This is a genomic window from Pricia mediterranea, assembly GCF_032248455.1.
GTDB lineage: Bacteria > Bacteroidota > Bacteroidia > Flavobacteriales > Flavobacteriaceae > Pricia > Pricia mediterranea.
The window spans coordinates 1063266-1082433 of record NZ_JAVTTP010000001.1; the positions used below are offsets into that span (position 1 = coordinate 1063266).

Genomic DNA, 19168 nt, shown 5'->3' on the forward strand with positions numbered 1-19168 from the left:
GGTCTCGATGGGTCTTCGATACCGCAGTACTATCTATTTTCCACTTCGACATAAGACCTTTGCGTCGGTCCGATATAGACCTGTCTAGGACGCCCTATCGGTTCACCTCGAAGTCGCATTTCACGCCAATTGGCGATCCATCCGGGCAAACGGCCCAGCGCGAACATTACGGTGAACATTTCGGTCGGTATCCCGAGTGCCCTATAGATAATTCCTGAATAGAAATCCACGTTCGGATAAAGCTTTCGATCAACGAAATAATCGTCTTCCAAAGCCTCTTTTTCCAAGCCTTTTGCAATGTCCAATATCGGGTCTTCGATACCTAGGTCATCCAATATATCATCGGCCGCCTTTTTAATGATTTTGGCGCGTGGGTCGAAGTTCTTGTACACCCGGTGCCCGAAGCCCATTAAGCGGAACGGGTCGTCTTTATCCTTGGCCTTGGCCATATATTTTTTCGTGTCCCCACCATCTCTTTCAATGGCCTCCAACATTTCCAGTACCGCTTGGTTCGCACCGCCGTGCAGTGGCCCCCAAAGTGCGGAGATCCCAGCGGAAAGCGAGGCAAAAAGCCCGGCGTGCGAAGACCCTACGATCCGTACCGTAGAAGTCGAACAATTTTGTTCATGGTCGGCGTGTAGTATTAACAGCTTGCGTAAACCTTCTATAACGACCTCGTTCCTTTCGTAGTTTTTACTGGGCTTTTTGAACATCATCTTATGGATATTCTCTACGTACCCCAGGTCATCATCACCATAATCTAGGGGAAGCCCCTTTTTCTTCCGCAAGGTCCACGCGACCAAAACCGGAAACTTTGCTAAAATACGAACAATAGCATGGTACATTTCCTCTTCCGACGACACATCGACCGTCGAGGGATTAAAAGCAATCAAGGCACTGGTCAAGGAGGAAAGCACCCCCATCGGGTGCGCGGATTTTGGGAAACCGTCCAGAATCTTTTTCATTTCCTCATCGACGTGGGACTCATCGGTAATATCTTTATGGAATTTAGCCAATTGCTCTTTATCCGGTAATTCGCCAAAAATTAGCAAGTAAGCGACCTCCAAGAAATAGGCTTTTTCGGCCAGTTCCTCTATGGAATAGCCCCGATATCTCAAAACCCCTTTTTCCCCGTTGAGGAACGTGATGGCACTTTCGCAAGAACCGGTATTCTTATATCCGGGATCTAAGGTAATCAGGCCACCAGTGGTAGCGCGTAATTTCTTGATGTCGACGGCGAATTCATTTTCTGAACCTTTGACGATCGGAAATTCATAATCTTGGCCTTTATATTTTAAAGTAGCTTTATCTGACATGTACACAATTGATTTAAAGGGTGATTGTAAATTTAAGCAAAACAGTAGGGTTTAACAATACGGACTTCCCATTTAGACTAGTTTTAACAAGCCTTCTTTACGTGTGATAAAAGTTGGAAAGACTACTAAAGAATATACAGTTTATCGTAGTACTCATCAAGGGATTTCTCCCAAGTAAACCGCTTTTTTTTCGCGGCTGCCTGTATTCTCTTCCATTTGGGCCTATCGTTCTCCCATACGTTAAGAGCTTCGTCGAAACTTTTAACCATATTCTCGAGTTTGGCATCGAAAGTATCGCCGTCAAAGGCGAAGCCGGTTTTCATGTGTTCTACGGTATCCTTGAGTCCCCCTGTATGGTGTACCAGACATGGATTACCATTTCTCATGGCCAACATTTGACTGATTCCACAGGGTTCGAACAGGCTGGGCATAAAATAAAGATCCGTTTCGAGATACATCGAGTCGATGAGATCTTCGGACTGACCGTTCGTAAAAATAAAGTTTTTGTGCTTATAGCTTAGACTACGGAAAAGTTCTTCATAATCGGGATCGCCCGTACCCAAAAGCATAAATATACCATCGACCTGTTTCAGGCGCTCCAGCATCCTTTCAAAATGTTCGGGCGAGCGCATCATAAAGTAGAATTTCTGTTCGGTCAACCGCGCCACACTCGAAACGATGAACTTCGGTCGATCGGTAACGAATTCCATAATCTTTTCACCGGTATGCGCCAGAAAATCTGCCTTGTATTTTTTGGACTCGTCCTGCAGCCATCGAAAAAGCGCCTTGACCGTGTTTCGGTAGAGAAGTCCGGTTTCCGCCTCCCTGATATTACTGTAGTTCGATGCGTTGAGTATACCGTGCAACCTTCCCTCATCGTTCGCTTTTTGCAAATCTTGCTCCAAGCTTTCACCCCCGACGAACTCAGGTCGGGCACTGGGCTTCATCACATCTTCCTTATAGGATGCCGAAACGGTATGTACCGCATCCGCCAACCGGATGCCCACGCCCATCAGGTTGATGCAGTCGGGATATTGGGGGTCTTGAAGGGCTTCGATGTCGAGAGGCACTTCCGGAAACCAGTGGTGAACGGAAGCGTAGTTGTCGTAAAAAGGTCGGATTCCCTGAATCGCCAAATTGTGGATGCTGTAAACGTAGCGCATCTTTTTAAGGTCTTGATACTTGGGATGGTATTTCTTGATAAACAGCAAGGCGGCGGCATGCCAGTCGTGCATATGCACGATATCGAGATCACCGAAAGCCCCTACCTTTATAGCTTCGGCCACGGCCGTGTTGAATACCATAAACTTGATAAAATCGTTGAAGAAAGGTTCTGTAGGGTCATCGTGGTAGATATGTGCGATACCTCCTTCCGTAATTTCAGGATGATGGATAACATAATGGGTGATGTTTTCAAATTCCTTCTTCGGTGTAACCTTGTATAGTTCCGCATTGTAGGTAGTTCCCCTCAACGAAAAACTCAAGTTGGTCACCAGGGTGCCGAATTCGTGCAATCTGGAATAGGAGGGTACGACCACGTGCACCTTGTCACCACGCTTCGATATCTCTCGCGGCACATCGCGAACCACATCGCCCATGCCCCCCGCTTTACAATTATGGATACCATCGTTTTCGGCAGCTACAAAAAGGAAATTGTTCATGCGTTATCGGTTAATTAGGAATGTTTACAATATATCGTATTAAGTTAAATAAACGTAGTGGTTTTTCAAAAAAAAACCTTCCGGATTTCGAAAGGTTTCTAGAATTCGGAGATAGGAAGGTTTTATTTTAGATTAAACGCATCCTCTTTTGGATAGAAGGCGACGTCACCTAATTCTTCTTCGATGCGCAACAGCTGATTGTATTTGGCCATTCTGTCGGAACGGGAAGCCGAACCGGTCTTGATCTGTCCCGTATTAAGAGCGACCGCCAGATCGGCTATCGTGTTATCTTCCGTTTCTCCGGAACGGTGCGACATGACCGAGGTGTATCCCGCATTTTTCGCCATGTTCACGGCAGCAATAGTTTCGGTGAGCGTACCGATTTGGTTGACCTTGATCAAAATTGAATTGGCGATACCGTTCTTGATACCTTTGGTCAATCGCTCGACATTGGTGACGAACAGGTCGTCACCCACAATCTGTACTTTATCACCAACCTTATCCGTCAGTGCCTTCCAACCGTCCCAATCGTCTTCATCCATTCCATCTTCAATGGAAATGATGGGATACTTTTCGCATAGTTCGGCCAAGTATTGTGCCTGTTCTTCAGAAGTCCGAACCGCTCCATTTTCTCCCTCGAATTTAGTATAATCATACTTTCCGTCGACATAGAATTCCGCAGCCGCACAGTCCAAAGCGATCATTACATCATCGCCGAGCTTATAGCCGGCATTGCCTACCGCCTTACCGATGGTATCAAGGGCATCTTCGGTACCGTCGAGCTCGGGCGCAAATCCTCCCTCGTCGCCTACCGCGGTGCTCAAGTTTCTATCGTGCAATACCTTTTTGAGGTGGTGGAATATCTCCGAGCCCATCTGCATGGCATGCGAAAAGCTTTTCGCCTTTACGGGCATTACCATAAACTCCTGGAAAGCGATCGGAGCATCGGAATGCGATCCCCCATTGATGATGTTCATCATAGGTACAGGAAGCGTATTTGCACTCACCCCCCCAATATAGCGGTAGAGTGACATGCCCAATTCGTTCGCGGCGGCTTTGGCAGCGGCCAGGGATACGCCCAAAATTGCATTGGCCCCCAGTTTCGATTTGTTGGAAGTGCCATCGAGGTCGATCATCGTCTGATCGAGAAGGTTCTGTTCGAACACCGACATACCCAATATTTCTTCTGCAATTAGGGTATTGACGTTTTCAACGGCTTTACCTACCCCCTTGCCCATATAAGCATCCCCCCCGTCGCGCAGTTCCACCGCCTCATGTTCGCCGGTAGAAGCGCCCGAGGGTACGGCGGCCCTTCCCATAATTCCGTTCTCGGTAATTACATCTACTTCAACAGCGGGGTTTCCCCTGGAATCAAAAATTTGTCGTGCGTGTACGCTTAGGATAATACTCATTATAGTGCTTGTTTTAGATTGATTTTCAACAGGTTCAAATATACGAAACGGAGGGCTTATCTCCTTGGGGGAATTCCTTTAAATTACAACAAAGGTTCTCCAGCAAATTATGAGGCAATCTCAACCCCTTTGCCAGCCGTTAAGAAAGACTCACTGGTTGGAAAATGATGGGAAGAACTTGGATGCCAGACAAAAACGTTTCCTAAATATCCAAAAAAGCAGGATAATGCCCAAAAACTGTTTTTGGGTTTCAGCTACTTTGACCTTTTGCATTTTCACCCTTTGGTCTTTACATCCTTTCATCTTTCCGTCTTTTTTTCTTTCCGTCTTCGGGTCAAATCAAGAGACTTTTCTATTCTGAAACACTGGTGGGACCATAGCGGTACTAGCGTTTTGATGCGCTATGCGGTCTGGGAGGCGTTCGATTTGATCATTTCAAAAAATTGGTCAAAGAGATAATCGGCATCATTGGGCCCCGCACTGGCCTCTGGATGGTATTGTACGGAGAACACGTCCTTATTCTTGATACGGATACCGGCTACGGTCTTATCATTCAGATGTACGTGCGTAATTTCCAAATCCGGGTTCGACTCGGTCTCTTCCCTGTTTATGGCAAAACCATGGTTTTGGGAGGTAATTTCGCCTTTGCCCGTACGAAGATTCAATATCGGATGATTGATGCCGCGATGTCCGTTGTGCATTTTGTAGGTTGACACCCCATTCGCAAGGGCAATGATCTGATGGCCCAAACAAATACCGAACACTGGTTTCCCGCTGGAAATCATCTTCTTTGCTGCAGCTATGGCCTCCGTCAAGGGCTCCGGATCACCGGGACCGTTGGAAATAAAGAAAGCATCGGGACCAAAAGCTTGCATCTCCTCAAAAGTAGCATTGTGGGGGAAAACCTTGATGTAAGCGTCCCGTTTGCCCAGGTTTCTGAGAATATTCTTTTTAATTCCGATATCAAGCGCGGCTATTCTATAGGATGCTTCCTCATCCCCGAAAAAGTAAGGTTCTTTGACAGAAACTTTCGATGCCAGTTCCAAGCCTTTCATACTGGGCACTTCGGAGAGCTGTTTTTTAAGTTGTTCCAGATTATCGATATCCGTGGTGATTACAGCGTTCATCGCACCGTGGTCCCGAATATAACTCACCAAGGCCCTTGTATCTACATCGGAGATGGCAAATAAGTTGTTATCGTCCAAAAATTCCTGTAAACTTTTGTTTCCCAATGCCCTGGAATAATTGTAGCTGAAATTCCTGCATATAAGTCCTGCTATTTTTACCGAGTCCGATTCCACCTCTTCGACCTGAGTGCCATAGTTTCCAATATGCGCGTTGGTCGTGACCAGCAACTGCCCGTAGTAAGAGGGATCGGTAAAAATTTCCTGATATCCGGTCATCCCGGTATTGAAACAGACCTCACCAAAGGCCGTACTTTCCCTATCGCCAACAGATTTACCGTGAAAGATGGTCCCGTCCGCCAATAGTACGATTGCGTTTCTTTTTGTCTTGTATTTCAATGCTATCGGATTTTATGTGTTGATATTATAATAAAAAAGGATAGACCATCAAGTCTATCCTTTTACAATTTCCTAAATTTATCGACATTTTCGAATTTATTCTTTTTTGTCGTCTTTCTCGGTTTCCGTCTCGCCCTCATTGGACTTTGATTCAGGCTTATTCTCCGATTTAGCTTCAGACTTTTCTTCGGAGGGATTTTCTTGCTCGGCTGTTGCCTCACTAGCCTTTGGATTTTCGTCCTTAAGTTCGGATTTCTTTTCGGCAGCTACCTCTTTACTGGTTTCCTCACCTTTGTCGGGCTTGGATGTCTCCGCGGCACTATCTTCCGTCTTGATGTCATCCATCTGCGTTTCCTCTACATTTTCGGGTGCGGCCTTTTCCTTGTTTCCTCCACCCCTTCGACTCCTACGGGTAGATTTTTTCTTAGGCTTACCGGCATTATAGATTTCATTGAAATCGACCAGTTCGATCATGGCCATATCGGCATTATCGCCCAAGCGGTTTCCAAGCTTAATGATTCGGGTATAGCCCCCAGGTCTGTCGGCGACCTTTTCCGCAACGGTACTGAAAAGTTCGGTTACCGCATATTTATCACGCAGGTTCTTGAAAACGATACGTCGGTTGTGCGTACCTTTTTCGGCAGTTACGTTATTTTCCGGTTTGGACTTCGTTATCAACGGTTCGACAAACTGTCGCAAGGCTTTCGCCTTGGCTACCGTAGTATTTATTCTTTTATGTTCGATTAGGGAGCAGGCCATATTGGCGAGCATCGCTTTTCTGTGCGCTGACTTCCGCCCCAAGTGGTTGAACTTTTTACCGTGTCTCATGTTTTTCGTACTATGTATTCCTCCAACTGAGGGTGTTTCCCTTCCTGTAAGAAATAGCGGTTATTCTTATTAATCCTTATCCAACTTATATTTTGACAGATCCATTCCGAAACTCAGCCCTTTGTTGATGACCAACTCTTCAAGCTCCGTCAACGATTTTTTTCCGAAGTTCCTAAATTTCATCAAATCGTTTTTATTGTAGGAAACCAAATCTCCCAAACTATCGACCTCAGCAGCTTTCAAACAGTTCAACGCCCGTACGGAAAGATCCAGGTCGACCAGTTTTGTCTTTAACAACTGACGCATGTGCAAGGACTCTTCGTCATAAGTTTCGGTCTGTGCGATTTCATCGGCCTCTAGGGTAATCCGCTCGTCGGAGAACAGCATAAAGTGATGGATCAGCACCTTGGCGCCTTCGGTCAACGCATCTTTCGGATGGATCGAACCGTCGGTGGCGATTTCGAAAACTAGTTTTTCATAATCGGTCTTCTGCTCTACCCTAAAGTTTTCGATGCTGTATTTTACATTCTTTATCGGGGTGAATATCGAATCGACCGCAATAGTTCCCAAAGCGGCATTGGATTTCTTATTATCTTCCGCAGGTACGTAGCCACGCCCCTTGTCAATGACAATTTCCATATTGATGCTCACCTTGGCGTCCATGTTGCAAATCACCAAATCGGGATTTAACACCTGGTACCCGGAAATGAATTTCTGGAAATCACCTGCAGTCAGTTGATTTTTTCCACTGACGGAAACAGCGACCACCTCGGCTTCCGAATCATCGATCTGTTTCTTGAAACGCATTTGTTTCAAGTTCAGAATAATTTCGGTAACGTCTTCTACGACACCCGAAATTACCGAAAACTCATGCTCTACCCCATCAATCTTTACTGAAGTGATAGCATGGCCTTCCAACGCTGAAAGCAACACCCTTCTTAATGCGTTACCAATGGTCAATCCGTAACCAGGTTCCAAAGGTCGGAATTCAAACTTCCCTTCGAAATCCGAAGAATCGATCATTATAACCTTATCAGGTTTCTGAAAATTAAATAATGCCATAGAAATTGTGTTCTTAATTATTTAGAGTAAAGCTCGACAATCAATTGTTCTTTGATGTTCTCGGGAATTTGCATTCTTTCGGGAACGGCGACGAACGTACCCTCCATTTTTTCGGAATTCCAGGTCAGCCATTCGTAGACACTGCTGTTCGCCTCAAGAGCCTCTTGAATGATTTGAAGTGATTTCGATTTCTCGCGGACTCCTACGACATCTCCGGGTTTTAATGAATATGAAGGTATATTTACCAACTCTCCGTTCACCGTAATGTGCCTGTGGGAAACCAATTGACGTGCCCCCCTTCTAGAGGTTGATATGCCCATCCTGTAAACGACGTTGTCGAGCCGGCATTCACAAAGCTGAAGAAGAATCTCACCGGTAACGCCCTCTTTGCGCTTGGCATTTGCGAAGATATTTCTAAATTGCTTCTCAAGGATGCCGTACGTGTACTTGGCCTTTTGTTTCTCCATCAACTGGATGGCGTACTCCGACTTTTTACCGCGGCGTCTGGTATTTCCATGTTGGCCCGGGGGATAATTTTTTTTCTCGAAAGACTTATCGTCTCCGAAGATAGCTTCGCCGAACTTTCGGGCGATTTTACTTTTTGGTCCTGTATATCTTGCCATTTCTTAAGGTATTGAAAGCGTGACTATGAATTAAGGCTTATCCTTCGATAATCGTAAATTACGCTTTCGTGAAAAATATAGTGATTGTTAAACTCTTCTTCGTTTGGGCGGTCTGCACCCGTTGTGCGGTTGTGGGGTAACATCAATGATCTCGGTGACCTCGATGCCTGAATTGTGCACGGCACGTATAGCGGATTCCCTACCGTTACCGGGCCCCTTTACATACACCTTCACCTTTCTAAGTCCCGCATCATGTGCTGTTCTAGAGCATTCTTCGGCCGCCACCTGAGCGGCGTAGGGTGTATTCTTTTTCGACCCCCTAAATCCCATCTTCCCTGCGGATGCCCATGAAACGACATCGCCCTTTTTATTGGTCAGGGATATGATAATATTATTGAATGATGCCGTGATATGCGCCTCGCCTACCGAGTCGACGTTTACCTTGCGCTTTTTGGCCGCAGCTTTAGCGGCTTTTCCGCCTTTAGCCCCTTTTGCGCTCCCTTTTGTAGTTGCCTTTGCCATTCTATTTTGTTAGTATTAAGTATTGAGTATTGAGTAGTTAGTACAACTGGCCAAAGGCCATCTACTCAATACGAAGTACTTTGTACTTTGTACTTTGTACTCAGTACTTTGTACTTTTGATTACTTGGTCACTTTCTTCTTGTTAGCAACCGTCTTTCTTTTTCCTTTACGCGTCCTAGAGTTGTTCTTGGTCCGTTGTCCGCGTAGCGGAAGACCGGTTCTATGGCGGATACCGCGGTAACAACCGATATCCATCAAACGTTTGATGTTCATCTGGGTTTCGGAACGCAGCTCGCCCTCGATAGTGTACGAGTTGACCTGTTTACGGATTCGCCCTATCTCATCATCATTCCAGTCGGAGACTTTTGTGCCCTCGTCTACTTCCGCTTTTTCCAAAATCTCTTTAGCCCTACTTTTGCCGACACCAAAAATATAGGTGAGCGCAATTACGCCCCTCTTTTGTTTAGGTATATCAATACCTGCGATTCTTGCCATAACTATTTAGTCTTTAGTCAATATCCGTTGGCCGTTAGTGGTTTGTATTAAACCCTGGAAACCTTTTGAAATATCCAACTTTTCTAACGTCGAACGTCTAATTACTGACGTCTAATTTATCCTTGTCTTTGTTTGAATCTAGGATTCTTTTTGTTGATTACGTACAGTCTGCCCTTTCTGCGTACAATTTTGCAGTCGGCACTTCTTTTCTTTACGGATGCTCTTACTTTCATCGTATTATATTTTCCTTCGTCTTAAACTCTGGTTTTAACTCTAAGCTGGCGAACCACGAACACATTAACTCAATATCCAATGTTCATGTTGGTAGGGTTCCAAATCTTTGAATCGATTCAATACCTATATGTAATTCTAGCCTTGGTAAGGTCATAGGGACTCATTTCCAATTTCACCTTATCACCCGGAAGCAATTTTATATAATGCATGCGCATCTTGCCCGAAATGTGGGCTGTCACCACATGTCCGTTTTCCAGCTCCACGCGGAACATGGCATTGGATAGGGCCTCGATTATACTTCCGTCTTGCTCTATTGCTGCTTGTTTAGCCATCTTTGTTTTAATCGTTAGTCGTTAGTCGTTAGTCGTTAGTCAGATTTTCCATCATTTAACGAATACAGACCACCGCCTGTTAAGCTACTTTTCTATTTTTTCCGGTCTTCATTAACCCGTCATAATGCCTGTTCAATAGGTAGGCATTCACCTGCTGTACCGTATCGATGGCTACGCCGACCATAATCAAAAGCGAAGTTCCGCCGTAGAATAGCGCCCAGCCGGACTGAATATCCATCAATTTGACTACAATGGCGGGCAGTACTGCCAATATCGCCAAGAACACGGAACCGGGTAATGTAATCAATGACATAATTTTATCCAAGAAATCAGCGGTTTCTTTTCCAGGTCGGATACCGGGAATAAAACCACCGCTTCTTTTGAGATCATCGGCCATTTTGTTGGTCGGTACCGTAATAGCGGTGTAAAAATACGTGAATATGATAATCAACACCGCAAAGAGTATGTTGTAGGCCAAGCCAAAAATATCCTGAAAATTGACTTCCATCCACTGTCCCACTGCCGTGCTATTAAAGGACTTGCCTATCAAACTCGGCACGAACATAATCGCTTGGGCAAAGATAATTGGCATCACCCCGGATGCATTCAATTTTAACGGGATATACTGACGTGATCCCATAACGTTCTTTTCATATCCACCCGATGCCGTCCTTCGGGCGTACTGTACCGGTATCTGTCTGGTAGCCATCACCAGCAAAACGCTTGCCAAAATCACCAAGAACCAAAGGATTACCTCGATAAGGATAAACATTAGTCCTCCGGTATTATTCGTGGTTCTGGAAACGAACTCCTGAATAAACGATTGTGGCATGGTCGCGATAATTCCGATCATAATCAACAGTGAAATGCCGTTCCCTATTCCTTTATCCGAGATTTTCTCTCCAAGCCACATAGCGAACACACAGCCAGTGACCAGAATAATCACGGACGGAATCATAAAGTCAAGTCCGAGACCCTCTAAGAAAGCACTTTCGGGAACACCAAAAGCCGTTGGCAAGCTATACAAATAAGCCGGTGCCTGGACGATACAGATACCAATAGTTAGCCATCGTGTAATCTGCGTCTTCGTTTTACGACCGCTCTCGCCTTCCTTATCCAGCTTTTGTAGATAGGGAATGGCGATGCTCATCAGTTGCACCACGATCGATGCCGAGATATAGGGCATGATTCCCAAGGCGAATATCGAAGCCTTGGCGAAGGCGCCGCCCGTAAAGGCATTTAAAAGGCCTAAAATTCCGGATTCGGTCCCGGATGCCAACTGATCTAGCTGCGAAGTATCGATACCCGGCAGCACGATTTGGGCACCGAACCGGTACACCAACAAAAGGCTGAGGGTAAGAAGAATCCTATTCCTCAGCTCTTCAATCTTCCACATGTTGGATATGGTCTCGAAAAATTTCTTCATAGTTCGGTATGGTATGGCTTATAAATTTATTGCTTCTCCCCCGGCAGCTTCTATGGCTGCTTTGGCACTTGCCGTAAATTTATGCGCGGTAACTTTAAGGGAGGCCTTTAACTCTCCTCCTCCTAATATTTTTACCTTATCCTTTTTCTTGGCCATTCCGTTTTCAATCAATGTATCGAAATTGACAGTATCATTGACCGTTTTGTTGTCAACAAGCATTTGCAGTTTGTCCAGGTTGACCCCTTGATACTCCACTCGGTTTCTATTGGTAAAACCGAACTTGGGGACCCGTCGTTGCAACGGCATTTGACCCCCTTCAAAACCGATTTTCTTAGAGTAACCAGATCTTGATTGAGCGCCTTTATGACCTCTAGTGGAGGTACCGCCTTTGCCGGATCCTTCTCCCCGGCCCACTCTTTTAGAACTTCTTTTAACGGCGCCTTTCGCTGGCTTTAAATTACTTAAATCCATAATATTGTCTCCTTAAGCTTCCTGCACGGAAACCAAATGTTTAACTTTATCAATCATGCCACGTATGTTAGGGGTGGCATCGTGCTCCACGACCTGGCCGATTTTATGTAACCCTAATGCGGCGAGGGTACGCTTTTGGTTTTGCGGTCTTTTAATACCGCTTCTTGTTTGCTTAACCTGTATCTTCTTTGCCATTCTTTTTAGTATTTAGTATTGAGTATTGAGTATTTAGATTTGCTTTCTTGTATAAAACCTTCCTAAACCATTATACTTAATACTTTGTACTTAATACGTTGTACTATTTTTATCCTTTAAAAACTTTTTCCAACGAAACGCCCCTTTGTTTAGCGACCTCTCCTGCATCCCTAAGTTGCAAAAGTGCGTCAAAGGTTGCCTTCACTACGTTATGCGGGTTGGAAGAGCCCTGGGATTTCGACAACACGTCCTTTACTCCAACGGACTCCAGTACCGCTCGCACGGGTCCGCCTGCAATTACACCTGTACCATGAGAGGCAGGCTGAACATATACCCGGGCACCGGCGTACTTCCCTTTTTGCTCATGTGGTAGAGTGCCGCTATTGGTCAACGGAATGCGGATCAGGTTCTTTTTGGCATCCTCTATCGCTTTGGCAATGGCCGTAGCCACTTCCTTGGATTTTCCCAAACCGTTTCCGACAACCCCATTTTCATCGCCTACGATTACAATAGCGGAAAAGCCAAACGCCCTTCCCCCTTTGGTAACCTTGGTTACACGTTGAATACCGACCAATCGGTCTTTGAGGTCGAGGCCTCCGGGTTTAACCCTCTCTACGTTTTTGTATTTATGGAACATACTGCTATTTAAAATTTTAGTCCTGCTTCCCTTGCCCCTTCGGCCAAGGATTTTACCCTTCCGTGGTAAAGATTTCCGCCACGATCAAAAGCTACTTTATCGATGCCTGCTTCTTTACATTTTTCAGCGATGGCCTTACCGACCTTCTTTGCAATTTCACTCTTCGTGCCTTTCTCCTGGGCTAAATCTTTGTCCCTGGAAGAGGCTTGTACCAAAGTTTTACCAAGGGTATCATCAATAATTTGAACGTAAATCTCGCTGTTACTCCTGAATACAGACAGCCTCGGCCGTTCGGCAGTACCGGAGGAAACCTTTCGGATTCTTCTTCGTATTCGTTTTTTTCTTTCGCTAGTTGATATTGACATGATGTGCTTATTACGCTGATTTACCTGCTTTTCTTCGTAGTTGTTCCCCCACAAACTTAACACCTTTACCTTTATAGGGTTCCGGTTTTCGGAAAGACCTAATCTTGGCGGCCACCTGCCCTACCAGCTGCTTATCGTGTGACGTCAATTTGATGATGGGGTTCTTACCTTTTTCGGAGGTAGTCTCTATTTTCACCTCGGGCGCCAAGTTCAAAACGATGTTATGGGAAAAACCCAGGGCAAGATCTAATTTCTGACCTTGATTGCTCGCGCGGTAGCCTACGCCGACCAATTCAAGCTCTTTCGTCCAGCCTTTAGAAACACCTTCAATCATATTTACGATCAATGACCGGTAAAGGCCATGCTTCGCTTTATTCTCTATCGCATCTGATGGACGGGTGACCCATACTTGATTATCTTCCACCTTGATTTCGACCGCGGAGTACTCTTGGGACAACTCGCCCAGTTTTCCCTTAACCACAATCTCGTTGTCTTTTACGTCCACACTCACTCCCTCGGGAATGGCTATCGGATTATTACCTACTCTTGACATTTCTATTCGTATTTAGTAGTTAGTACAAAGCTTTAGTACTATCGTTGTGAAAAAACTGAACCTACTTTGTACTCAGTACGCAGTACCTTATTTCATTTTAATAAACGTAGCAAAGTACCTCGCCACCTACATTTTCCTTTTTTGCCTGTTTACCGGTCATCACGCCGTGCGAGGTGGAGACAACAGCTACTCCCAGGCCATTGAGGACCCTCGGTAAATCGTCGGACCCCGTATACTTTCGCAGGCCTGGCTTGCTCACCCGTTGTAATTTCCTAATCACGGGCTCTTTGGTCAATTTATCGTATTTCAAGGCAATCTTGATCGAGGGCTGCACCTTGTCTTCTACAAATTTGTAGCTCAAGATGTAACCTTGGTCGAATAAAATCTTCGTAATCTCTTTTTTAACCTTTGAGGCGGGAATCTCGACGACCCTATGACCTGCCCTACTGGCATTTCTGACCCGTGTTAAGTAATCTGCAATAGTATCTGTAACCATTTCAATTTAGACGTTAGACGTTAAACCTTAGACCTTAGATTTTTCCTCTGGCCTTGCTTTGCAAATCCAAGTTCGAAACCTAATATCCATCTTTTTACCAAGAAGCTTTTTTTACTCCCGGAATCAATCCCGCATTGGCCATTTCCCTGAACATAACCCTCGAAATTCCAAAGGTACGCATGTACCCTCTTGGACGACCGGTCAACTTGCATCGATTGTGCATACGCACAGGGGATGCATCCCGCGGTAATTTTTGCAAGCCTTCGTAATCACCGGCTTCTTTCAAGGCCTTACGTTTCTCCGCATATTTCGCTACCGTGGCCGCTCTCTTTCGCTCTCGGGCCTTCATTGATTCTTTAGCCATGTTATTTCTTTTTAAAAGGTAATCCTAATTCGGTTAACAGTGATTTCGCCTCCTTATCGGTCTGTGCCGTTGTAACGAATGTCACGTCCATTCCGTCAATTCTATTGATCTTGTCAATATTGATCTCAGGAAAAATAATTTGTTCCGTTATCCCTAGGCTATAGTTGCCCCGACCGTCAAAACCAGTGGCACGTATCCCCTGAAAATCGCGAACCCGGGGCAGGGCACTGGTAACCAATCTGTCTAGAAACTCATACATACGCTCGCCCCGTAAAGTCACCTTGGCCCCTATGGGCATTCCTTTACGTAGCTTGAAAGCGGCGACGTCTTTTTTAGACATGGTCGCTACCGCACGCTGGCCTGTGATGTTGGTTAGCTCATCGATAGCGTGGTCAATCAGTTTCTTGTCCGCTACAGCGCCTCCAACCCCTCTACTGACCACTATTTTTTGAAGCTTGGGAACTTCCATCACATTGGTGTAATTGAATTCCTCTTTCAGCGCCTTGATGACGCGCTCCTTATATTCTTTCTTTAATCTTGAAACGTAAGCCATACCTATATTACTTCATTGGATTTCTTGGAAAACCGTACTTTTTTGCCGTCACGAATCTCATAGCCGACGCGTGTCGTTTCTCCTGATTTGGAATCGATCAGCGATAAGTTCGATATATGGATAGGTGCCTCCATCTCCACAATGCCACCCTGCGGATTTTGTGCACTCGGCTTTTCGTGTTTGGATACCATGTTGACACCCTCGACGATCGCCTTATTTTTATCACGGAATACGGTCATCACCTTACCTTCGGAACCTTTGTGGTCTCCGGCGATGATGCGAACGGTATCTCCTGTTTTAATTTTTAGTTTCATTCTTAAAAAAAGTTTATGGATTTAGGAGTTTAGCTTTCGACCCTACTCAGAGCACCTCGGGCGCCAGGGATACAATTTTCATAAACTGTTTGTCGCGAAGCTCTCTGGCAACAGGTCCGAAAACGCGGGTACCTCTCATCTCGCCGGTCGGGTTCAAAAGGACGCACGCGTTATCATCGAAACGTATGTACGATCCATCGGGCCTTCTCACCTCTTTCTTGGTCCGAACCACAACTGCCGTCGATACCGCTCCTTTTTTGATGCCTCCGTTGGGGGCTGCCATCTTGACGCTCACAACGATCTTATCACCTATGGAAGCATATCTACGTTTCGTACCACCGAGGACTCGGATGGTCAATACTTCCCTGGCACCGGTATTGTCCGCTACCTTTAACCTTGATTCTTGCTGTAACATATTATTTTGCTCTTTCCAAAATTTCTACTAGTCGCCAACATTTGGTCTTGCTCAGGGGACGGGTCTCCATAATTTTCACGGTATCGCCTTCCCTACAATCGTTTTCTTCATCGTGGGCAACGTACTTTTTCGTCTTTAAAACGAATTTACCGTACATTGGATGCTTGACGCGTTTAACAGAGGCAACGACAATCGATTTTTCCATCTTATCGCTAGTTACCACCCCGACTCTCTCTTTTCTTAAGTTTCTTTTATCTTCCATAAAGCAGAACCAATTATTGGTTTTCCCTATTAGTTATTTCGGTCGCCAATCGTGCCACCGTTTTTCTTACCTTTCTGATCTGTAGAGGATTCTCCAAGGGAGTGACGGCATGGGCCATTTTTAAATCGGCATGCTGTTTTCTATACTCGGCCAACTTATCGTTAAGTTCTTCGGCCGATAATTCCTTTATCTCTTTATTTTTCATGCTACCTTATGTTATGTCTTCAACGTAGTCACGTGCAACGATAAATTTCGTTCGGACCGGCAATTTTTGAGCTGCGAGACGCAGGGCTTCCTTAGCTACATCCATCGGTACACCGGCAATTTCGAACATCACCCTTCCTGGTTTGACTACGGCTACAAAGTATTCAGGAGCCCCCTTACCTTTACCCATTCGTACCTCGAGCGGCTTTTTAGTAATAGGCTTATCCGGGAAAATTTTAATCCAGAGCTGACCCTGTCTTTTCATGTATCGGGTCGCTGCGATACGCGCCGCCTCTATCTGACGTGCGGTTATAAACTTTTGATCCAGAGTCTTTAAACCGAACATGCCATTGGAAAGCCGATGGCCTCTGCCCGCATTCCCTTTCATGCGGCCTTTCTGCATCTTTCGAAACTTCGTTCTCTTGGGTTGTAACATTTTTACTCTTTATTTTGGTCGTTAGACTTTAATCGATAGACTTGTAACGCTAGCTATTCGGTGGTTTGCGCTAGTATGGAAACCACTTGGATAAAGTCCACACCGCATAACGTATTTTCTGCGGACTTACTTTCTACGCCGTTGTTTCCTTCCGCCGCGTTTGTCTCCCTTTCCTCCTGCCTGGCCCTTTGTCATACCTACCAGCGGGGACAGCTCCCGTTTACCATAAACCTCACCTTTCATAATCCACACCTTGATTCCGAGCTTTCCGTAGGTAGTCTGGGCTTCGTGCATGGCATAATCAATATCGGCCCTAAAAGTGGAGAGCGGTATCCGACCTTCCTTATATGATTCCGATCGAGCCATTTCAGCCCCGTTCAACCGTCCCGATATCTGAATTTTAATTCCCTCGGCATTCATTCTTGAAGCAGCGGAAATTGCCATTTTAATGGCTCGCCTGAAAGAAATTCGACTTTCGATTTGACGTGCGATGCTCGCCGCAACCAGGTTGGCATCCAATTCGGGACGCTTTATCTCATAGATGTTGATCTGAACCTCTTTATTGGTAATCTGCTTCAATTCTTCTTTCAGCTTATCGACTTCCTGTCCGCCTTTACCAATAATTATCCCAGGTCTCGCCGTCGTTACCGTAATGGTTATCAACTTCAACGTACGTTCTATAATGATTCGAGAGACGCTGGCTTTCGACAACCTTGCATGGAGATACTTTCTGATTTTGCTGTCTTCGGCAAGCTTATCACCATAGTCGTCACCTCCGTACCAGTTCGACTCCCATCCCCTGATAATTCCTAAACGGTTTCCTATTGGATTGGTTTTCTGTCCCATATTATGATTCAATATTGTTTTTAGATCCCAATACCAACGTTACATGGTTGGAACGCTTTCTTATTCTGTGCGCGCGACCCTGTGGTGCGGGACGCAATCTCTTTAGCATACTGCCACTATCCACACGGATTTCCTTTACGAACAACTCGGCATCCTCTACATTCGCATCCTCATTTTTCATTTGCCAATTGGCCAAAGCGGACAATAGCAGCTTCTCCACTCTACGTGACGCCTCTTTGGGGTTGAACCTTAGGATTGCCAAAGCCTTTTCGACCTGGACCCCTCGAACCAAATCAGCGACTAAGCGCATTTTTCTGGGCGAAGTAGGGCAATTGTTGAGCTTAGCGAATGCTATATCCTTTTTTTCTGCCTTCAACCTTTCGGCCATCTGTCTTTTTCGAACTCCCATAGCTTACTTTTTACCTTTGTTCCTGGCTCCTGCGTGACCCCTAAAAGACCGTGTAGGTGAAAACTCACCCAATTTATGTCCGACCATATTTTCAGTAATAAAAACGGGTACAAACTGGCGCCCGTTATGTACCGCTATCGTTAATCCCACAAAATCAGGGGTAACCATTGATGCCCTTGACCAGGTCTTGATGACACTTTTTTTTCCCGAAGCCGCCGTTTGTTGCACTTTCTTCTCCAAACTGTGGTGAACGTACGGTCCCTTCTTTAACGATCTTGCCATTATCTTTTCTTTATTCTTTTATTTGAAATCTACCCCCGGATACCTTCTTAAAAGCCTTTGGCTTACGTCGGCATCCCGCAGAACAAATCTTTACTTTTTCCTTCGCTCAAGAATGTATTTGTTGGTGTTCTTGGTCCTCGAGCGCGTTCTGTATCCTTTGGCCGGAATACCTTTTCTGGACCGCGGATGGCCTCCGGAAGCCCTACCTTCACCACCTCCCATGGGATGATCGATCGGGTTCATGGCCACAGGCCTAGTTCTTGGTCTTCTTCCCAACCACCTGCTTCTACCGGCTTTACCGCCAATCAGCAACTGATGGTCTGAGTTTGAGACCGCCCCAATGGTCGCCATACAAGTCGACAATATCAATCGAATCTCACCTGAAGGCATCTTAACGGTCACGAACTTTCCTTCCCTAGCAATTAACTGCGCGAAAGTACCGGCACTTCTTGCCATCACCGCCCCTTGCCCCGGACGTAGTTCTATACAGGAAATTATAGTACCCATTGGCACAACGCTCAAGGGCATGGCATTTCCTATTTCGGGCGATACCGACATTCCGGCCGAAACCTCTTGCCCTACCCTCAGTCCGTTTTGGGCAATGATGTATCTCTTTTCCCCATCGGTATATTCCAACAATGCGATGAATGCCGTACGGTTCGGGTCGTATTGAATCGATTTAACCGTGGCCGGAACATCTTGCTTATCCCGCTTAAAGTCAATAATTCGGTATCTCCGCTTATGTCCCCCGCCTTTGTGACGCATGGTCATCTTGCCCTGACTGTTTCTACCACCCGATTTTTTGATCGGGGCAAGAAGACTTTTCTCAGGCTTATCCGTCGTAATGGCGTCAAAACCGTTCACGATCTTAAATCGCTGTCCGGGGGTTACGGGTTTTAATTTTCTAACTGACATGTTTTGTCTTTTTAGAG

Annotated in this window: 28 protein-coding genes and 1 pseudogene; all 29 read right to left on the reverse strand. The window is 45.6% G+C overall.

The genetic code is table 11. The features are described 5' to 3' along the window. Positions 1–29: 29 nt before the first annotated feature. Positions 30–1316: a citrate synthase gene (locus RQM65_RS04440; RefSeq protein WP_314013045.1), complete on the reverse strand. Its 1287-nt coding sequence runs from the start codon at positions 1314–1316 to the stop codon at positions 30–32. A gap of 125 nt (positions 1317–1441) precedes the next feature. Beyond that, positions 1442–2977 carry a glycogen synthase gene (locus tag RQM65_RS04445; protein WP_314013046.1) on the reverse strand — a complete coding sequence of 512 codons (1536 nt, stop codon included), beginning with the start codon at positions 2975–2977 and terminating at the stop codon, positions 1442–1444. A gap of 122 nt (positions 2978–3099) precedes the next feature. Beyond that, positions 3100–4389 carry a phosphopyruvate hydratase gene (eno, locus tag RQM65_RS04450; protein WP_314013047.1) on the reverse strand — a complete coding sequence of 430 codons (1290 nt, stop codon included), beginning with the start codon at positions 4387–4389 and terminating at the stop codon, positions 3100–3102. A 401-nt stretch (positions 4390–4790) separates the two neighbouring features. Further along, a complete protein-coding gene (gene carA / locus RQM65_RS04455; RefSeq protein ID WP_314013048.1) occupies positions 4791–5912 on the reverse strand; it encodes a glutamine-hydrolyzing carbamoyl-phosphate synthase small subunit in 1122 nt (373 codons plus the stop codon). 336 nt (positions 5913–6248) lie between these two features. Then, positions 6249–6740 (reverse strand): annotated as a pseudogene (gene rplQ, locus RQM65_RS04460) (50S ribosomal protein L17); the annotation flags it as partial. 69 nt (positions 6741–6809) lie between these two features. After that, positions 6810–7802 (reverse strand): DNA-directed RNA polymerase subunit alpha, encoded by a 993-nt coding sequence (locus RQM65_RS04465; RefSeq protein ID WP_314013049.1) that lies wholly within the window; start codon positions 7800–7802, stop codon positions 6810–6812. Between the two features lie 17 nt (positions 7803–7819). Beyond that, positions 7820–8425: a 30S ribosomal protein S4 gene (gene rpsD / locus RQM65_RS04470; protein WP_314013050.1), complete on the reverse strand. Its 606-nt coding sequence runs from the start codon at positions 8423–8425 to the stop codon at positions 7820–7822. 87 nt (positions 8426–8512) lie between these two features. Continuing rightward, positions 8513–8947: a 30S ribosomal protein S11 gene (gene rpsK, locus RQM65_RS04475; RefSeq protein ID WP_314013051.1), complete on the reverse strand. Its 435-nt coding sequence runs from the start codon at positions 8945–8947 to the stop codon at positions 8513–8515. Between the two features lie 120 nt (positions 8948–9067). Then, positions 9068–9442 carry a 30S ribosomal protein S13 gene (gene rpsM / locus RQM65_RS04480; RefSeq protein WP_314013052.1) on the reverse strand — a complete coding sequence of 125 codons (375 nt, stop codon included), beginning with the start codon at positions 9440–9442 and terminating at the stop codon, positions 9068–9070. Between the two features lie 116 nt (positions 9443–9558). Further along, positions 9559–9675, reverse strand: a complete 117-nt coding sequence (ykgO, locus tag RQM65_RS04485; protein WP_013305171.1) for a type B 50S ribosomal protein L36 — start codon at positions 9673–9675, stop codon at positions 9559–9561. A gap of 117 nt (positions 9676–9792) precedes the next feature. Beyond that, complete coding sequence (gene infA, locus RQM65_RS04490) at positions 9793–10008, reverse strand: translation initiation factor IF-1 (RefSeq protein ID WP_013305172.1); 216 nt, start codon at positions 10006–10008, stop codon at positions 9793–9795. Positions 10009–10087: 79 nt separating this feature from the next. After that, positions 10088–11434 carry a preprotein translocase subunit SecY gene (gene secY / locus RQM65_RS04495; protein ID WP_314013053.1) on the reverse strand — a complete coding sequence of 449 codons (1347 nt, stop codon included), beginning with the start codon at positions 11432–11434 and terminating at the stop codon, positions 10088–10090. Between the two features lie 18 nt (positions 11435–11452). Continuing rightward, positions 11453–11905: a 50S ribosomal protein L15 gene (gene rplO / locus RQM65_RS04500; RefSeq protein WP_314013054.1), complete on the reverse strand. Its 453-nt coding sequence runs from the start codon at positions 11903–11905 to the stop codon at positions 11453–11455. Positions 11906–11917: 12 nt separating this feature from the next. Then, positions 11918–12100, reverse strand: coding sequence for a 50S ribosomal protein L30 (gene rpmD, locus RQM65_RS04505; protein ID WP_314013055.1), 183 nt, complete (start codon positions 12098–12100; stop codon positions 11918–11920). A 109-nt stretch (positions 12101–12209) separates the two neighbouring features. Continuing rightward, positions 12210–12737 (reverse strand): 30S ribosomal protein S5, encoded by a 528-nt coding sequence (gene rpsE, locus RQM65_RS04510; RefSeq protein ID WP_314013056.1) that lies wholly within the window; start codon positions 12735–12737, stop codon positions 12210–12212. 8 nt (positions 12738–12745) lie between these two features. After that, positions 12746–13102 (reverse strand): 50S ribosomal protein L18, encoded by a 357-nt coding sequence (rplR, locus tag RQM65_RS04515; protein WP_314013057.1) that lies wholly within the window; start codon positions 13100–13102, stop codon positions 12746–12748. Positions 13103–13112: 10 nt separating this feature from the next. Further along, the gene (gene rplF / locus RQM65_RS04520; RefSeq protein ID WP_314013058.1) at positions 13113–13655 is read right to left on the reverse strand and encodes a 50S ribosomal protein L6; all 543 of its coding nucleotides are present in this window, start codon (positions 13653–13655) and stop codon (positions 13113–13115) included. Positions 13656–13752: 97 nt separating this feature from the next. Next, on the reverse strand, positions 13753–14151 hold the full coding sequence (gene rpsH, locus RQM65_RS04525) for a 30S ribosomal protein S8 (RefSeq protein WP_314013059.1): 399 nt from the start codon (positions 14149–14151) through the stop codon (positions 13753–13755). Positions 14152–14245: 94 nt separating this feature from the next. After that, positions 14246–14515, reverse strand: a complete 270-nt coding sequence (gene rpsN / locus RQM65_RS04530) for a 30S ribosomal protein S14 (protein ID WP_314013060.1) — start codon at positions 14513–14515, stop codon at positions 14246–14248. A gap of 1 nt (position 14516) precedes the next feature. Then, positions 14517–15068: a 50S ribosomal protein L5 gene (gene rplE / locus RQM65_RS04535; RefSeq protein ID WP_314013061.1), complete on the reverse strand. Its 552-nt coding sequence runs from the start codon at positions 15066–15068 to the stop codon at positions 14517–14519. Between the two features lie 2 nt (positions 15069–15070). Then, a complete protein-coding gene (gene rplX, locus RQM65_RS04540; RefSeq protein WP_314013062.1) occupies positions 15071–15382 on the reverse strand; it encodes a 50S ribosomal protein L24 in 312 nt (103 codons plus the stop codon). 46 nt (positions 15383–15428) lie between these two features. Beyond that, positions 15429–15797 (reverse strand): 50S ribosomal protein L14, encoded by a 369-nt coding sequence (gene rplN / locus RQM65_RS04545; protein ID WP_314013063.1) that lies wholly within the window; start codon positions 15795–15797, stop codon positions 15429–15431. A 1-nt stretch (position 15798) separates the two neighbouring features. Next, on the reverse strand, positions 15799–16059 hold the full coding sequence (gene rpsQ, locus RQM65_RS04550; protein ID WP_314013064.1) for a 30S ribosomal protein S17: 261 nt from the start codon (positions 16057–16059) through the stop codon (positions 15799–15801). A gap of 13 nt (positions 16060–16072) precedes the next feature. Next, positions 16073–16264 (reverse strand): 50S ribosomal protein L29, encoded by a 192-nt coding sequence (rpmC, locus tag RQM65_RS04555; RefSeq protein WP_314013065.1) that lies wholly within the window; start codon positions 16262–16264, stop codon positions 16073–16075. Between the two features lie 6 nt (positions 16265–16270). Next, complete coding sequence (gene rplP / locus RQM65_RS04560; protein WP_314013066.1) at positions 16271–16699, reverse strand: 50S ribosomal protein L16; 429 nt, start codon at positions 16697–16699, stop codon at positions 16271–16273. A 126-nt stretch (positions 16700–16825) separates the two neighbouring features. Further along, positions 16826–17545: a 30S ribosomal protein S3 gene (gene rpsC, locus RQM65_RS04565; RefSeq protein WP_314013067.1), complete on the reverse strand. Its 720-nt coding sequence runs from the start codon at positions 17543–17545 to the stop codon at positions 16826–16828. 1 nt (position 17546) lies between these two features. Further along, positions 17547–17954, reverse strand: coding sequence for a 50S ribosomal protein L22 (gene rplV / locus RQM65_RS04570; RefSeq protein ID WP_314013068.1), 408 nt, complete (start codon positions 17952–17954; stop codon positions 17547–17549). Between the two features lie 3 nt (positions 17955–17957). Further along, positions 17958–18236, reverse strand: a complete 279-nt coding sequence (gene rpsS / locus RQM65_RS04575; RefSeq protein ID WP_314013069.1) for a 30S ribosomal protein S19 — start codon at positions 18234–18236, stop codon at positions 17958–17960. Between the two features lie 90 nt (positions 18237–18326). After that, on the reverse strand, positions 18327–19151 hold the full coding sequence (rplB, locus tag RQM65_RS04580) for a 50S ribosomal protein L2 (protein ID WP_314013070.1): 825 nt from the start codon (positions 19149–19151) through the stop codon (positions 18327–18329). Positions 19152–19168 lie beyond the last annotated feature (17 nt).

Coding starts and splice junctions, on each gene's coding strand:
- rplN (WP_314013063.1), bottom strand. CDS start 15,797: ATGTTACAGCAAGAATCAAGGTTAAAGGTAGCGGACAATACCGGTGCC.
- rpsN (WP_314013060.1), bottom strand. CDS start 14,515: ATGGCTAAAGAATCAATGAAGGCCCGAGAGCGAAAGAGAGCGGCCACG.
- rpmC (WP_314013065.1), bottom strand. CDS start 16,264: ATGAAAAATAAAGAGATAAAGGAATTATCGGCCGAAGAACTTAACGAT.
- eno (WP_314013047.1), bottom strand. CDS start 4,389: ATGAGTATTATCCTAAGCGTACACGCACGACAAATTTTTGATTCCAGG.
- rpsH (WP_314013059.1), bottom strand. CDS start 14,151: ATGGTTACAGATACTATTGCAGATTACTTAACACGGGTCAGAAATGCC.
- rpsS (WP_314013069.1), bottom strand. CDS start 18,236: ATGGCAAGATCGTTAAAGAAGGGACCGTACGTTCACCACAGTTTGGAG.
- ykgO (WP_013305171.1), bottom strand. CDS start 9,675: ATGAAAGTAAGAGCATCCGTAAAGAAAAGAAGTGCCGACTGCAAAATT.
- rpsE (WP_314013056.1), bottom strand. CDS start 12,737: ATGTTCCATAAATACAAAAACGTAGAGAGGGTTAAACCCGGAGGCCTC.
- secY (WP_314013053.1), bottom strand. CDS start 11,434: ATGAAGAAATTTTTCGAGACCATATCCAACATGTGGAAGATTGAAGAG.
- rplX (WP_314013062.1), bottom strand. CDS start 15,382: ATGAAACTAAAAATTAAAACAGGAGATACCGTTCGCATCATCGCCGGA.
- RQM65_RS04445 (WP_314013046.1), bottom strand. CDS start 2,977: ATGAACAATTTCCTTTTTGTAGCTGCCGAAAACGATGGTATCCATAAT.
- rplR (WP_314013057.1), bottom strand. CDS start 13,102: ATGTCAATATCAACTAGCGAAAGAAAAAAACGAATACGAAGAAGAATC.
- rplO (WP_314013054.1), bottom strand. CDS start 11,905: ATGGATTTAAGTAATTTAAAGCCAGCGAAAGGCGCCGTTAAAAGAAGT.
- rplV (WP_314013068.1), bottom strand. CDS start 17,954: ATGGGAGTTCGAAAAAGACAGATGGCCGAAAGGTTGAAGGCAGAAAAA.
- rpsM (WP_314013052.1), bottom strand. CDS start 9,442: ATGGCAAGAATCGCAGGTATTGATATACCTAAACAAAAGAGGGGCGTA.
- rplP (WP_314013066.1), bottom strand. CDS start 16,699: ATGTTACAACCCAAGAGAACGAAGTTTCGAAAGATGCAGAAAGGCCGC.
- rpsK (WP_314013051.1), bottom strand. CDS start 8,947: ATGGCAAAGGCAACTACAAAAGGGAGCGCAAAAGGGGCTAAAGGCGGA.
- rplF (WP_314013058.1), bottom strand. CDS start 13,655: ATGTCAAGAGTAGGTAATAATCCGATAGCCATTCCCGAGGGAGTGAGT.
- rpsD (WP_314013050.1), bottom strand. CDS start 8,425: ATGGCAAGATATACAGGACCAAAAAGTAAAATCGCCCGAAAGTTCGGC.
- RQM65_RS04465 (WP_314013049.1), bottom strand. CDS start 7,802: ATGGCATTATTTAATTTTCAGAAACCTGATAAGGTTATAATGATCGAT.
- rpsQ (WP_314013064.1), bottom strand. CDS start 16,059: ATGGAAGATAAAAGAAACTTAAGAAAAGAGAGAGTCGGGGTGGTAACT.
- rplE (WP_314013061.1), bottom strand. CDS start 15,068: ATGGCTTACGTTTCAAGATTAAAGAAAGAATATAAGGAGCGCGTCATC.
- rplB (WP_314013070.1), bottom strand. CDS start 19,151: ATGTCAGTTAGAAAATTAAAACCCGTAACCCCCGGACAGCGATTTAAG.
- infA (WP_013305172.1), bottom strand. CDS start 10,008: ATGGCTAAACAAGCAGCAATAGAGCAAGACGGAAGTATAATCGAGGCC.
- rpsC (WP_314013067.1), bottom strand. CDS start 17,545: ATGGGACAGAAAACCAATCCAATAGGAAACCGTTTAGGAATTATCAGG.
- RQM65_RS04440 (WP_314013045.1), bottom strand. CDS start 1,316: ATGTCAGATAAAGCTACTTTAAAATATAAAGGCCAAGATTATGAATTT.
- rpmD (WP_314013055.1), bottom strand. CDS start 12,100: ATGGCAAAGAAGATACAGGTTAAGCAAACAAGAAGCGGTATTAAAAGA.